Genomic DNA, 15,028 nt, shown 5'->3' on the forward strand with positions numbered 1-15,028 from the left:
TTGTTTATTGCGATCGCTCTGTTTGTAAGAAAGGCGATCACCAAAATGGCTTTTCCCAAGTAAAAATGATAATCACGGAGAAGTGGTTGGTTGCGCGTCGCGCAACCAACCACTTCTCCCGTCTACACAATAATCATTACCAAATAAATTCCCTATATATGAAAACAGAAGTATATATTGGCCACCTAGTTTGTGAACCATAAAATGGCAATAATTGCCATTTTATGGTTCAAGTCACAAAATCTGAATTAAACGCAAGTACTGTATGCAATGATATAGAGCGTTAACGAAAAGAAGCATTGTCATTAACGGCAAAAATGAATATATTAAGTACAACTACTGAAAACTCTATTACGTCTGTAGCCGCCCAGCTGCAAGCGTCAAATGATTTTTTGGCGGAGTTGCAGCAGAAAGCTAAGACTACTCAGCGGGGGTATGCTGGCAATATCAAGATATTTTTTCAGTATTTTCTGCAAAGGGAACCGAATCAGAAAGATGTAGAAGAGTTTTGGGGTTTAGATGAGCAGACAGCTAACGGATTAATCCTTAAGTTTAAGAATCATTTGGTGGCTTCTGGGAGAAAGGCGGCGACGATTAACCGTTATTTGGCGGCGATTAAGTATTTAATTAAGGTGGGACGGAACCTGAAGCACTGCCGATATCACTTTGATAGCGACCGGATTGAGTCTTTGAAAGTAACCAAATACCGGGATACGCGGGGTGTCTCTGTGGATGAATACAACAAAGTATTTGATGTCATTGATATCACCTGTGCTAAGGGAAAGCGGGATTATGCCTTATTTCTGCTGCTGTGGGCAAATGTTCTGCGGCGGGGGGAGATGGCTCAGTTAACTGTGGGGGATTTTGATTACCACGAAAATACATTAACTGTTTACGGTAAGGGTAAGGGGAATGACTTGACTAGAATTGACTTAAACCCCTATGTTGCAGAAGCGATTAGTGACTGGCTGGGTTGTCGTAGAAATATTAAACCTAGTGACCCCTTGTTTATTGCTTTGGATTTTCATAATTATGGGCATCAGCTGACCGGGGATGGGATATATGCAATTGTGAGAAAAACCTGTGAAAAAGCTGGGATAAATAAGCGGATGACACCCCATAAGATTCGGCATTCTGGGATTACTGATGCCCTGGATTTGGCACAGGGAGACTACCGAAAGGTGCAGCATTTGAGTCGTCATGCTGACCCCAGGACAATTTTGGTTTATGAGGACAATAAAAATCAGTATCAGTTGGAGTTAACTAATAAGTTAGCAGCCCGTGTGGGGAAAAGGCGGCAATCCCAGTAACAATAAATGGCTCAAACATTGAGGGTGGATCTATGACGATATCAGCACACAGAGGGCGTTAATCGGGTGCAACCATATTGAGATTACCGAAGGCTGGCAGAATCGGGTGCTCAAGCCTTTTTAGCTTCCGATAATTTGCTGATGACGGTGTTTTCAAGTAGAGGTTAGATTAAGCCAAAGCAATAGCGAACGCAGGGAAACCGGGGATGGCATTTATAAAATAGTCAAATGCTGATTTAAACTTTTATGTTAGTTTTGTCTTGAGAAAGTAGCCAAGATATTGGCTAATAATTTACGCAATATTACTGAGATATTAATTTATTAATTTGAGCATTATAGAAATATATTTGTAGAACGTCTTATATTTATGGCGATTTCTCTAGTGAAAAAACTGTATTTTAGAATTTTAATTCTATAAAAATATGTTTCCAATATATAAATTTTTTGAAAAGTATCTTGTTTTAAGATTTTTAAGTATTCATATAGTCGCATATATATTATCTGTTGCAGGGTGTTTTGTTAGTTATAAAGGGTACTGGCAGACTATTTTTACAATTCAAACAGTAGATTTTAATATTATTTCTCATATCCTACCGACGAAAATATCGATTTTGTTGTCACAAAAATCGAAAGAAGAATTACAGAAAACAATTGATAGTAATTATGGATTATTTGGAATTGTAGTTACTGATTGTTCTCTATCTAGTAAAGACTGTTCAAGCCAAAAAATTCTATATTATTCTAGTCGATTCTTTAAAAAAGAACCGCAGATTGATACATTAGATATCAGCCCTTATGATCTACTAAAAGACCCTCCTCCTATTCTCGCAGAGTCATACTACCCAAAACTTTTTTTAAATAAGCGAGAAAAAACAAATAAAAACAATTTAGGACGTATTATTGGAAGAGTTTATTATATTCGGGGAAATCAACCATCTTTTTTAGACGAATATATTAAATTTATAAAAAAACCATTGAGGCTAGGATTCAGATCCGTTGTTTATGGACAGACTACAATTTTATTTTTAATCTTAGGTGTTTTGAGTTGGGGGATAATTGAATATCAACTCAAAATATCTAAACAAAAATACAATCTTTTAAAAGCGCAGGTGGAACTAGATAGAATAAATACACTTAATGAAACATTCTCACATGTTATTGAAAGTGAATTTTCTTCTAGAGTTACAAATAATCTACAACAACTGGATTTTGCAATTAAGGGTATAATATCCAGGCTTCGTTCAGATACAATTAACATTATTCATGACATCCAAAAAGCTCCTTTGCTCTCAAATACAGATGATTTTGATGAGATTCTGGCTTCATATAGCAAGGAGCATAATGATTCAAATTTATTAGGGTTATTAAGAGATGCCAATGATTCAATTAAAACAATCGATTTTGTGGTCAAAGAGTTAAGAGAACTAACTGATTTAGAAGAACAATCTATGGTTGTTCAAAGTGAATTGCATAATTTAAAAGAAAATCTTTCTCCCACAATTACAAAACGAACTAAGATAGAGTTTGATTTAACAGAATCGCCAATAAGTATAATATGTAATCCTTGGCGATTTCGTAGCATCATTCGTAATGCAATTTATAATTCAAGTGCGGCATTAAATAAACATAGCAGAAACACTAAAATTATAGACTTTCAGCCAAAAATTTTTATTAAATGTTACGTAGAGAGTAAATTAGCAATTATTGAAATTATTGATAATGGCCCGGGTATACCATTAGATATACTACCAAAATTATATGAATCTCATGAGAGATTAAATAAAAGCGCAGGGGAATTAAGAGGAAATGGTAGTTTGATAGTTACTGCGTATTTAAAGTTTCATAACGGAAAAGTTAGGAAAATGAATCATGAGGAAGGAGGAGCAAGTGTTGCTTTTTTATTTCCCATATCAGGAGATTAAAGATGCCTAAATTTTTAATTGTTGAAGATGAAGCGAATATTCGTCGCCAATGGCGTGGGTTATTAGAATCAGAGAATCACTCATGTCAAGAAGCAGAAGACATCTTTGAAACATTAGAAGTGTTAATAAAAAATCAAAATGATCCAGAAGATTTTGATTTAATTATTTTAGATCATCACCTGGGTTCGGAAACAGGACTTGATGCAATCGAAGCTATAGAACAAAAAGTTGGAAAAGGCTACTGCCAGTATAGAGTTGTAGTTATAACTGGACATTCTAATCGTAATTTAGCCACAGAGTATGTCAAGCTTGGTTCTATAGGTCATTTGCTGAAACCAGTTTCCCCTGCCCAGTTTTGGGTCACTATTGAAGCAGCTTTAGAACGCCGTTATATCTACATTGAGCAAAGAGAAGACTGGGAAAAGGCTTATGAGGTACTTGAAAATTTAGGAATATTAGAATCTGTTGATAAATTAAGACAAGTGAATGTTGAGGTTAATGAACAATACGAAATTTTAAGAGCTACTTATGAAAAATTACTTGAAGAATTAGAGAAATCAAAAGGTAATGAGCAGGAAATAGGAGAAGCTTATCGAAGAGCAGCTATAAGTCTTAATAAATCGCCTGGTAGTATAGATTCAATTCTGCCTTTTATACAGCCTTTTCAATATAAAGAAGCATTTTGGAAAGATATTGAAAATTTATTTCAGTCGGATCGTTTAGGATTTTATATTCTGCAAACATATCTAAAACGCATCGCTGATAATCCTAAAAGTCTACCTATAAAACTAATTGCAGGAACCGATAACTACTATGAGTATCGTGTGGGAAGCGCTTTCAGACTTTATTATCGCAAAGATGGTAATGTGATTTCACTTGAAAGGTTTGGACATAAAAAATTGCAAGAAAAAATAATTAAATATTTACGTGAAAACTAAAATTTTTTAGGAAATTATTTGATTGGTGACCATATGGATTTAATTGGGTCTATAGATTATGTCATACCGATATACTCAAGATATTAATGTAATAGATGCGTTTGTGCGTGTAAAGAAATAATATTGGCTATCCTGTTTATGATATACTCAGCAAATTGGAATTTTAATATTATTAAATATACCAAGAATTTCTACTTAGCAAAGTATGGTTTAAAAGACTAAAGAAATTATTATGACTAACTTGCTTCCTGGAACCGAAGTTCAAGCTCGTGGGTTGCGCTGGGAAGTCGTTACCTCAGACCGGTTGGGCGGACAAACTCTCTACCGCCTGCGCTGCCTGGAAGGAGTTCTCCGGGGACAAGAATTGGATTTGCTTGCTCCTTTTGAAACCATCGAGCCAATTATTCACAGTTTGCAACCAGACCGCGCGGCACCCTTGCGTTCGTGGCTTGTATACCATCAAGCTTTTTTGTTAGAGCAAGCTTTGGGTCAGAATGCGTTACTAGCAGTGCAGCCAGGAAGGTTAAGGATAGAACCCTACCAGCTTATCCCAGTGCTGCGAGCTATTCGCATGAGTCGGGTGCGCTTGCTGTTAGCAGATGGGGTGGGATTGGGTAAGACAATTCAAGCGGGTTTAGTCTTGACGGAATTGATGGCGCGGCGAGTAGCGCATCGTATTTTAATAGTTTGTCCTTCTGGCCCGTTGCTGGAACAGTGGAAATTGGAGATGGCAGAGCGGTTTGGCTTGCGGTTGGATGTGATTAACCGCGCTCGGCTAGAGGAAATCCGTCGCAGCACCGAATTGGGAGCAAACCCCTTCGACCATATTCCTCTGGGTTTGGTTTCTATTGACTTTTTAAAACAGGAGCGTGTGCTGGAGCTACTAGAACGAGCCAGCTATGATGTAGTAGCTATTGATGAAGCACACCATTGTATGGATTTGGGAGCAGCGCAAGAGCGAGAAGATTCTCAACGCCGTCGCTTGGCAGAAGTGCTGGCACAGCGATGCGATTCGCTGCTGTTGCTTACGGCTACGCCGCACGACGGCAATGAGCGCTCTTTTGCGTCACTATGCGAACTGCTAGATCCGTCGCTGGTTGACGGGCGAGGAGCTTTAAGGGGCGATCGCTACCGCTCCTATGTGGTACGCCGACTCAAACATCACATTATTGATCCAGTTACTAAAAAACAACGGTTTAAGGAACGTATTGTCAATCCTCGACCTGTAACGGCAACAGACGAGCGGCATCCGCAGTTTGTGGAGTTGCAACACGGTTTATTAGAATTAATTGCTGGCGAGTTGAAACGGGCATTTCGTGCTAAACGCTATAGTGATGTTTTGTCGTTTATTACTTTATTAAAACGCAGTGTTTCTACAGTAGAAGCTTGCCGCTCTACTTTGACAGTGGTAGCAGAACGTCTCCAGCAAATTCTTACTCAACATTCGGAAAGTCAAGAAAGTCGTCGTCAGAGGTTGCGAACGTTGCGAGATTATTACCGCAAGCTGGAAAGGTTTGGTACGGTTAGCCTAGAGGAAGAACAAGAGCAGACCATACTAGAAGCGGAAGAATTGGCGCAACAGCTAGCTAGTTTGCAGCGAGAAGTGGAATCTAATTCTCGCTCACTCAAGAAGGTTTCTAGTGTTGTCGATATTCTAGACGAGCTAGTAGGGCTGGCGGGAGCGGCGCAGGAGCAAGACCCGAAATTAGAACAACTTGTAGCAGAAATTACTGATATCCGTGTTCAAGAACCGCAGACCAATATCTTGGTTTACACCGAGTACATAGATAGTCAACAAGCGGCTGTCAAGGCACTGCAAGCAGCGGGAGTAGGGGAAGTGCTAGCAATGAGTGGTGAGGATAGCGATCGCGATCGCCGGGAGATTACCCACCGCTTCTGCACGCAAACAAAATTGATTTTAGTCAGTACAGATACGGCTGCGGAAGGATTAAACTTACACCAACGCTGTCATCACTTAATTCATATAGAGTTACCGTTTAATCCCAACCGCCTGGAACAGCGCAACGGACGGATTGATCGCTTTGGTCAAGAATATCCTCCACAAGTTTGCTATTTGTACTTACGGGGGACGTTTGAGGAGCGGATTTTGCTGCGGTTGATTGCTAAGTACGAGCGACAGCGAGCGAGATTGACTTTTGTCCCCAATACTTTAGGGCTGACGGCAACAACGGATGCAGCTGCGGAGCGATTGCTCAAAGGGCTGATGGACGAAGACCAGAAGTTGTTCAACGATAGCACCCCTTTGTTTAATTTCTACACAGCCGACGAAAATGAGGGAACGGACACAGCAACGCAGGAGTTGTTAGAAGAAATTGACCGCAGTCTTAAGGGGTTTGAGCAAGCTGCCCGCACTAATTCTTGGTTGGGAGAAGTGGGCATGAATGCCGAACAGCGACTGCTGGCGGAAGCGGCAGGGGCGAGAGAGCAAGGTACAAAAGTTGGGGCGGCAGATTTAGTTGGTTTTGTCTGCGATGCTGTCAATTTGGACGGCGGAGAAGTTTGCGAAACAGACAATCCAGAGATTTTTGAAGTAAAACTGCCTTCAGCTTGGAGCTATGGTTTGGACGATTTGCCAGGGTACGACAAAGATAAGCGTTTGTTAAGGCTGACAACTAATTTAGATATTACTGCTGATGCCCGCAAAAATTCCGTAGGTTTTTTGGGAAGGGCACACCCCTTGGTACGCAGGTCGCTAGACAGAGTGCGGAATTTGTCTTTTGGCGGGACGGTGCAGCAGGGACAAGACCCCCGTGCTAGTGCTGTGAAGGCGGATGTGCCTGTCCCGACATTGTTATTTACTTTTTTGGGACGAGTTAACAGCAGAGCAGGGCGAGAGTTAGAACGGGTGTTGGCGGTAAAAGTGGATGCAGAAGGAGTAACGGAGTTTTACCAAAGTGCCGAAGTCTGGCTCACACTGGCTGACCGTAAACGGGCAATCCGAACTACCGATGTTTGGCAAAATTACTTTGCTAGTTGGGGAGACATTGCCAGACAGCAGGCACAACAACTTGCCCAAACAGGTTTTGATCCTTTGGCAGAAGCCTTTATTAAGGAGTGGCAACGGGAGTTACAAGCGGAGCAATTTCGGCAGGAAGAATGGTTAAAAACTAGGACGCAGGAAATCGCTCCCGCAGCAGATACTGGCCCACAGCAGTTGGAATTGTTTAGTTTGGCTGCGCCAGCGAATGAGCAGTCATTTACACCAACGACTTGGGCATCTTACACAGATCCAGTAGAGAAGCTGGCGGCATTTGCGACAGATAAAACTCAACCTGCGCGTTTACGTAGTGAGGCAGACGGGGTATTGCGGATATATCGCCAAAGATTAGGTCAGTTGCAGGCTCGGCTATTATTAGGAGACCCGGAAATTATTCCCATTGGCTTATTAATGCTACTGCCGGAGGTAGGACGTGGCGCTTGATTTGTTATCACACTGCACATTGGCTGGCCCTGCTTTGACAGAGCCGTTTGTTCGCTTTGAGTTGGAAAGGGAACTGAATAACGCCAAGCTACTCCCTAAAACGACAGGCAAGGAAGGGCAAGAACTGCAAGAGTCATGGGATGTTTATCGACGCAAGTTGCGGGAATTGGCAATGATGGGCGGTGCGTTGCGGGTGAAAAACCATGTTATCGAGCCATTAGCAGAATGCCTGGGTTACGAGCAAGTAGAAGCTGCAACTGAAGTGGAGACACGAGAAGGTAAGGAGCCAGGCGGTTATCTATTGCAGGCATCTGACGGGGCGCAGTTGCGGGTGTGGTGTACGAGTTTGGATGAAGATTTGGAAGCTCCGTCCAAGCGCGGGGCAGCTTATCGCTATTCCTACTTAAAGATTGCCCAACGGGTACTGCTGGCGAGTGGGGAACGGCTAGGATTACTGACGAACGGGATGGAGTTGCGGCTATTGATTTCCGATCCTGCACGCCCAGATTCACAAATTATCATTCCCATCGACCCCCATTGGAAGCGAGCACGGACAGTACCGGATTCATACCGCTTGGTTTTGGCTTTGGCATCTCCGGCAGGAATAAAGGCAATTCCCAAATTGGTGGATAAAGCCAGATTGCAGCAGGCGCGGGTCACAAAGGAATTACGGGTACAGGCGCGGTTGGCGGTTGAACGGTTTGTGCAGGAAGTCTTGGAACGACCGGAGAACCGCAACAAGTTAGCTCAGATGGGCGACCTCTCCCAGTTGGCGAAGCAGTTGTGGCGAGAAGGCTTAATTACCGTTTATCGGCTGCTATTTATATTAAAACTGGAGACGAGCGACAATTTAGCCCAGAGTTTTAGCTTTGCTTCTACTAGCTTGTGGCGGAATACGTTTTCGCCAACGGTAGCTTTAGCACGGTATGCACCGGAAGTGTTGTACAAGGGCTGGGAAACGGGCAGTCTTTTAGAAAACGGCTTACGTACTTTGTTTAAAATGTTTGCCGAAGGCTTGGAGTGTACGGAGTTAAATGTTAAGCCTCTAGGTGGAACGCTGTTTGGGGCAGATGCTACACCCGTACTTTCACAGTTGCGTTGGGGTGAATGGGCAGTTGCACACTTATTGGATCAACTGCTGTGGACAGCGAAGAAGCGTGGTTCTGATACCCGCGAACGAGTGCATTATGGTCCTTTAGACGTGGAAGATTTGGGGCGAGTTTACGAAGCACTGCTGGAACTGGAACCAGGAATTACCAGCGAACCAATGTGTCGCTTACGACGGCAGAAATTAGAGGTGGTGGTGCCTGTTGCTCAAGGGGAAAAATACCGTCCGGTAACTCCGGTAACGATTGAGTCAGATATTGAGGTAGAGGAAGAAGAGGAAACAGCAGAAGAGGAAGAGGAAGAAGCACCGAAACGGGGTAAGAAAACCAAAGTTGAGTGGATTGAGGAAATTCCGCCAGGTCGCTTTTATCTGCGGGTAGGTTTGGGACGAAAGGCAACAGGTTCCTATTACACACCACATTCCTTTGTCCGCTTTTTAGTACAGGAAACACTGGGAACACAGGTGGAAGAATGCAGTCCCAAGGAAAACCCCAATCCACAAGCAATTTTAAAACTAAAAGTTCTTGACCCAGCAATGGGTAGCGGACACTTTTTGGTACAAGCTTGTCGGTTTTTGGGAGAAAAGTTGTATGAGGCTTGTCGTTTATGCGACGAACGAGCAACAGCAGCCCAAAAGCGAGGAGAAACTGCCAAGACTGAGGCAGCAAGGGAAGCTGCTCTAAAGGAGGCGCTGGAGTTCCGGCAGCGGGTTGTTGACTTGCCCGACCCTGATGATAAGTTAGTGAAATATCTACCTTCAAGTGCGCCGGAAGGACAAGAATCGGGCTTGTCTCAAAAGGAAGCTGAGGCGCTGTGCCGCAGATTGGTGGCAGTGCATTGTCTGTATGGAGTGGATAAGAACCCCTTAGCAGTAGAATTAGCAAAACTGTCTTTATGGATTGAGTCCCATGCAGAGGGGTTGCCGTTAACGTTTTTGGATCACCGTTTTGTGGTGGGAGATTCGCTTACAGGCCCGTTTTTCGAGCATTTACTCAAGTATCCAGGTTCACAAGAACCGATAGACGGGTTATTTGTGCAGGGAATTCGCCAGCAGTTTACCCAACAAATGGCAGAGGCGCTAAAGCACATCCGCGATTTGGAAGCAACTGTTGGGGCAGATATCTCTGAAATTGAGGCAAAGCAGGCAGCGAAACAAAGATTAGACATAGCTTTAGCTCCTTTCAAGATTGCCGCAGCAGCTTGGACTGGTGGCGTGATGTTGGGCGGCGAAGATTGCGATGATGTAGCTTATTCCTGGTTGCTTGATGTAATCGGTAAAACAGGAAATTTACCAGATGATTTATCGGAACAGCAGCAGTTGTTGCCAATGATTGCACGGGGATTGGCTGTGGAGGAAGTGCCATCCATGCAGAATGAATTATTGGCGTTGTTGGTATCGGGCAAGTGTATTCCAGCAGTACCTTATGATTTAACTTTTGCAGAGGTGTTTTATTCAAATGGAACTTTAGATAATCGTCAAGGGTTTGATGCAGTTTTAGGAAACCCACCTTGGGATAGGATGCTACCAGCTGACAAAGAATTTTTTGCTGCCTATGATTTTAATATTTTGGAAGCACCAACAAAGCGAGAACGTATAGCTATTGAAAAACGGCTAAAAAATGAACCGAAAATTGCGGCTGAACACACTGCTTATCTTGAGGAATTCAGGCAAACGGAACGGGTGATTAAATGCCTCTACAAATATCAAATTGCTATTATCAAAGGTGAGAAAACAATTGGTAAACAAGACGCATTTCGAGCTTTTATGGAACGAAATGCTTTACTTCTGAAACCTTTTGGGTGGACTGGAGTAGTAGTTCCAGCTGCGTTTCATGTTGCTGAAGGAGCAACTGGAATTCGTCGTCTCTATTTAGAAAAAATGGAGCTTCGTTACTGTTTTTCATTTCAAAATAAACGAAAAATCTTTGACATAGTTTCAAATGTTAAGTTTGCGGTAGTTGCAGCCAGAATGAGTTCAGAAGGAACACAATCTTTTTCCTGCGCTTTTTACCTCCATAATGACGAATGGTTATTTGATAATCTCAGTGAGCGCAAGCCGCTTGTTTACACACTTGATTTTGTTCATCGCACTGGAGGCGAATATCTAAGCTTGATAGAATTACAATCCGAGGAAGCGCTTGAAATTGCAAAAGTTTGCTTTGCTAATGGTATTCCTTTTGGCAAAGTCTGCGAAAGTTTAAACATACGAATTGGTCGAGAAATGAATATGACAGACGACTCATGGCGTTTTACACCTACGTCAGAAGTTGTTGGTCAATCTGACCCGCGAGATTATGATTATCTTAATAAAGCTATCAAAGAAGGATATTTAATTGTCAGTGAGGATGACAGCATTCACTTGTATACAGATCACTGGACTGAGAGACCTCGCTACTTGACCCATGTTACCAGCCTTATAGGAAAAGAAAAATGGGTAAAAGCATCGAAGTTCTTTCGCCTCTTTTTCCGGCGGATTGCAACTGTTGTAGACGCGCGTTCATTTATGGTCGCTGTCGTCCCGCCAGGATGGTTAAGTGCTTCTCCACAAGCTCACAGGTGTACAGGAGAGACACCTACCTACATAGATTTAGTTTTGTTGTCTATTTTGAACTCCTATGTAACCGATTGGAATTTACGGCTAAAGATTACCTCTACTGTAAATTTGTTCATTGCTGAAGGAGTACCAATACCTGCTAGCTATTGTAATTTGCGTGCTTTTCTCGCACACTCTGCTCTCCGCCTCACCTGCAACCATTCTGGCTATGAACCTCTCTGGCGCGAACAATTTGGTGCAACTTGGCGAGAACCACACGAAGAACCGTTCACCTTCCCAGTTTTAGCCACTGATGATGAACGCTGGCAAGTCCGTGCTGCCATTGATGCTGTTGTAGCCAACGCTTACGGACTCAACCGTAATCAATACGCCCACATCTTATCAACATTCAGCCACAAAAGTTACCCACAAGCCCCCCCACGCTGCCTTGCCTACTTTGATGAATTGCAAGCTATAGGTTTAGAAGCCTTTACTAAAAAATACGATCCTTATTGGGATATCCCCCTCAACGAGAACCTCCCCCAACCTGTTATTGACTTACCGATACCAGACGCAGTAACCGAAGAACAACAGCTTGAAATATCTGGTTTAAGTGTGGCTTCAGAAGCTAAAACTAAAAAGCGCACTACCAAAACTCGCAAGGGGAAGTAATTTTTATGCCCAAAATCTTTTATCCCAGTTCTGAAAAACTGAAATACCTGCTAGAAAGTATTCATCAGCGCGAAGTTGCCCTACCCGACTTCCAGCGAGACTTTGTTTGGGAACCCCGTTCTACAGAAGAATTAATTGAAAGTATCTGCCAAAACTACCCAGCAGGAAGTTTGCTGCGGATTAGAAATTCTAAAGGTTTTTACTTCGTTCCCCGCGAGTTTGCAGGCGCACCAGAACTAAAACATCATGCCCCTTCTTATTTAATTCTCGACGGTCAGCAGCGACTCACTTCTCTTTATCACGCATTTTATGGTACAGGCAACCATTGCTACTTTATCAATCTGCAAAAACTAATTGATGATCAAGATTTAGAAGATTGCATCTTTTACCTCAACAACAAAGAAGCAGACAAAAAATTTGGGTCTTTACAACAACAAGCCAACGCCTTAGTCTTTCCTTTAAAAACTTTATTTGGTGTCAAAAATGGTTTTGAAAAATGGCTAGATGAGATTATTGACTTGCGCCCGGAAACTGGTGGGGATAGAGTAACCCTGAAGGCGAAACTGCGAGAAGTTAAGGAAAGCTGGTTAGAACCAGCAGAAGAGTACGAGTTCCCTGTAGTCACCCTCGATGATAATACCTCTGCGGCTGCCGTCTGTACCATATTTGAAACCCTCAACCGCACAGGCGTTAAACTGTCAGTCTTCGACCTCTTAGCCGCCCGTTTTTGGACAGCAGACGTGCGTCTCCGTGACTTATGGGATATAGCTAAAACCAACTACCCAATTATTGTTGACTTTGAAATAGATCCATACTATATCCTGCAAGCAATCACTATCTATACCGCCAGCACCGCCCCTTCCTGCAAGCGCAACGATGTGCTGAAAATGAATGTTGACCAAATCAAAATCGGCTGGAACCCAATTGTCAAAGCCCTAGCCGAAATTTTACAAATGCTGCGCGACGACTGCGGAGTGATTTTACCTCAATGGCTACCTTACTACACAATTTTGATTCCTGCCGCTGCAACACTTGCGGCTGTGAGTAGCGTCACAGGGCCGAGTGTTGGTGCAATCCGCAACAAACTCAAACGCTGGTTTTGGTGTTCCGTATTTGGACAGACTTACGAAAACTCTCCTAATTCTCAATCGGTAAAAGACTACAGCGAACTCAAGCAGTGGATTGCAGGAGGAGCAGAACCGCAAACTGTGTCAAATTTCTCCTTTGATATCAACCTACTAAGACAGACAACTCCCCGTCAACGAGCAGTCTATCGAGGTGTCATTGCTTTGATTTTGCGTCACGGTGCCCAAGACTTCCATAAAGGTGGCAGAATTACCGCCAGTATGATGCTCGACAAGAAAATCGACGACCACCACATCTTCCCACAAGCATTTTTAAAAGATAAGTTTCCTAGTGTTAGCTCAACTCTGCGGGACTGCGTTTTAAACCGTACCTTGATTGACAAAGACACCAATATTCGCATTAGCAAACGCGCCCCTTCCAATTATCTCCAAGAAATCGAGCAAACTATAGGTACAGCCGAACTACAAACCATCCTGAGATCTCACATGCTACCGGATACGCCCACATCGGCTTTATGCCAAGATAAGTTTGAAGACTTCCTCAATGAACGACAGCAACTCATTGCTGCCGAACTGGAAACCGTAACCCAGTAAGGAGCATGACAAAAAATGGATACTATTGGCGAAAATAATTGTGCCAACAATATCCATAATATTGGTTCACTTTTAAATGAAACCTAAATATAATTAAGAATTACTACTTTTGCTTGACAAGAAGACAGTTCATGCACACTGGATTATTTTGTCCTGCTCTACCTTTATATAAACCCCGTGGTTTATTTTCTTCCCAGGAAATAATATCCCAGGTTCCTAAAGTTGGATGGCTTAAACTCTTATAAGTACTTGGCTCAACCCTACTACCGTTAACTCTCCAACCGTTGATTTCTCCAAACCATATTTCTGCATAAGCATCACACTGTTGATTAGGCTGGGAAAATACTAGTAGAAAATCACATTTTATAGTATTAGATAAGCCTTCTGAAGTAGTAACTTTAATATCTATATCTTGATAATCCACGCCAGGTAATAGATTTTGTAGCATTGTTAGTTTAGTTTTATTAACAATATAAAATTAGATTAGCTTGCTCAAATTTTAGTTAATAGACGGTTTTCCCTACTCTTTTAAGGAGGATTACCTCAAATCTAAAAATACAAATACAAACCTAAATGTGAACCAATATATGACTACTGAAATTACCCTCAACCTGCCTGACGAAGTGTATCGCCGTGCTGAACACTTAGCCCAAATGGTCAACCGCAATGTAGCTGAGGTACTAACCGAGGCGATCGCCCTCTCCTTGTCTCCTGTTAGCCCTCAATCCTCTAACAGTGCTTTAATTCCATCCGTTACTTCTCTCTCTGATAATGAAGTCTTGGCATTGAGCGAATTGCAAATGCCAACAGATCAAGACCACCAGTTGAGTGAACTGCTTGATCGTCAGCAAGCCGGAACGCTAAGTGATGCAGAGCGTCCTTACTTGACGGCATTGATGCAAGTTTACCAGGAAAAACTGCTACTCAAAGCTCAAGCCCTGCGGGAAGCAGTACAGCGCGGTTTGCGGGCATCCCTTGAATCATGAGTTCAGGGTCAATTTCTGATGAGTTGCGAGCAAAAATCCGCGCCCAAGCAGGCGATCGCTGCGGTTATTGCTTGAGTTTGCAAAAATACGTTTTAGGAATATTAGAAATTGAACATATTATTCCTACAGCCAAAGGTGGTACGAACGAAGAGGAGAATCTTTGGTTAGCCTGTCGGCTGTGCAATAGCTACAAGGGTGTGCAAACAGAAGCTGTTGACCTCCTGACTGGACGAACAGTCAAGCTATTCAATCCCCGTCAACAAAAATGGTCACAACATTTTCAATGGAGTGAAGACGGTTCGCAAATTATTGGGCACACAGCTTGCGGTCGGGCAACAGTCGTCGCCCTGCAACTTAACAATATTATCGCCGTCACCGTCAGGCAACAATGGGTAATGGCTGGCTGGCATCCACCACAAGATGAATAATTTATATCTAA

At 42.8% G+C, this 15,028-nt stretch carries 9 protein-coding genes; 8 read left to right on the forward strand and 1 reads right to left on the reverse strand.

Features of this window, described 5'->3' with window-relative positions:
* The first annotated feature begins 317 nt into the window (after positions 1–317).
* From H6G41_RS26600 to H6G41_RS26625, 6 genes are all read left to right on the forward strand, one after another.
* Positions 318–1,310, forward strand: coding sequence for a tyrosine-type recombinase/integrase (locus H6G41_RS26600; protein ID WP_190750239.1), 993 nt, complete (start codon positions 318–320; stop codon positions 1,308–1,310).
* 422 nt (positions 1,311–1,732) lie between these two features.
* Positions 1,733–3,232 (forward strand): sensor histidine kinase KdpD, encoded by a 1,500-nt coding sequence (locus H6G41_RS26605; protein WP_190750241.1) that lies wholly within the window; start codon positions 1,733–1,735, stop codon positions 3,230–3,232.
* 2 nt (positions 3,233–3,234) lie between these two features.
* Complete coding sequence (locus H6G41_RS26610; protein ID WP_190750243.1) at positions 3,235–4,170, forward strand: response regulator; 936 nt, start codon at positions 3,235–3,237, stop codon at positions 4,168–4,170.
* Between the two features lie 232 nt (positions 4,171–4,402).
* A complete protein-coding gene (locus tag H6G41_RS26615) occupies positions 4,403–7,612 on the forward strand; it encodes a helicase-related protein (protein WP_190750245.1) in 3,210 nt (1,069 codons plus the stop codon).
* Positions 7,602–11,924: an N-6 DNA methylase gene (locus tag H6G41_RS26620; protein ID WP_190750248.1), complete on the forward strand. Its 4,323-nt coding sequence runs from the start codon at positions 7,602–7,604 to the stop codon at positions 11,922–11,924. The genes H6G41_RS26615 and H6G41_RS26620 overlap by 11 nt, the downstream gene beginning before the upstream one ends.
* Positions 11,925–11,929: 5 nt before the next feature.
* Positions 11,930–13,603: a DUF262 domain-containing protein gene (locus H6G41_RS26625; protein WP_190750250.1), complete on the forward strand. Its 1,674-nt coding sequence runs from the start codon at positions 11,930–11,932 to the stop codon at positions 13,601–13,603.
* 103 nt (positions 13,604–13,706) lie between these two features.
* Here H6G41_RS26625 and H6G41_RS26630 read toward each other — a convergent pair whose 3' ends face one another.
* Positions 13,707–14,051 carry a hypothetical protein gene (locus H6G41_RS26630; RefSeq protein WP_190750252.1) on the reverse strand — a complete coding sequence of 115 codons (345 nt, stop codon included), beginning with the start codon at positions 14,049–14,051 and terminating at the stop codon, positions 13,707–13,709.
* A 139-nt stretch (positions 14,052–14,190) separates the two neighbouring features.
* On the opposite strand from H6G41_RS26630, the gene H6G41_RS26635 reads away from it, so the two are divergent.
* Together H6G41_RS26635 and H6G41_RS26640 are read left to right on the forward strand one after the other, a co-directional pair.
* Positions 14,191–14,589: a hypothetical protein gene (locus H6G41_RS26635; protein ID WP_190750254.1), complete on the forward strand. Its 399-nt coding sequence runs from the start codon at positions 14,191–14,193 to the stop codon at positions 14,587–14,589.
* Positions 14,586–15,017 carry an HNH endonuclease gene (locus H6G41_RS26640; RefSeq protein WP_190750256.1) on the forward strand — a complete coding sequence of 144 codons (432 nt, stop codon included), beginning with the start codon at positions 14,586–14,588 and terminating at the stop codon, positions 15,015–15,017. Before H6G41_RS26635 ends, H6G41_RS26640 begins: the two co-directional genes overlap by 4 nt.
* Positions 15,018–15,028: the final 11 nt, after the last annotated feature.

It is taken from the genome of Tolypothrix sp. FACHB-123 (assembly GCF_014697075.1).
Taxonomy (GTDB): Bacteria; Cyanobacteriota; Cyanobacteriia; order Cyanobacteriales; family Nostocaceae; genus Aulosira.

What these genes read in the sequence shown, in the direction of transcription:
- H6G41_RS26600 (WP_190750239.1), top strand. Translation starts at nt 318, where the DNA reads ATGAATATATTAAGTACAACTACTGAAAACTCTATTACGTCTGTAGCC.
- H6G41_RS26605 (WP_190750241.1), top strand. Translation starts at nt 1,733, where the DNA reads ATGTTTCCAATATATAAATTTTTTGAAAAGTATCTTGTTTTAAGATTT.
- H6G41_RS26610 (WP_190750243.1), top strand. Translation starts at nt 3,235, where the DNA reads ATGCCTAAATTTTTAATTGTTGAAGATGAAGCGAATATTCGTCGCCAA.
- H6G41_RS26615 (WP_190750245.1), top strand. Translation starts at nt 4,403, where the DNA reads ATGACTAACTTGCTTCCTGGAACCGAAGTTCAAGCTCGTGGGTTGCGC.
- H6G41_RS26625 (WP_190750250.1), top strand. Translation starts at nt 11,930, where the DNA reads ATGCCCAAAATCTTTTATCCCAGTTCTGAAAAACTGAAATACCTGCTA.
- H6G41_RS26630 (WP_190750252.1), bottom strand. Translation starts at nt 14,051, where the DNA reads ATGCTACAAAATCTATTACCTGGCGTGGATTATCAAGATATAGATATT.
- H6G41_RS26635 (WP_190750254.1), top strand. Translation starts at nt 14,191, where the DNA reads ATGACTACTGAAATTACCCTCAACCTGCCTGACGAAGTGTATCGCCGT.
- H6G41_RS26640 (WP_190750256.1), top strand. Translation starts at nt 14,586, where the DNA reads ATGAGTTCAGGGTCAATTTCTGATGAGTTGCGAGCAAAAATCCGCGCC.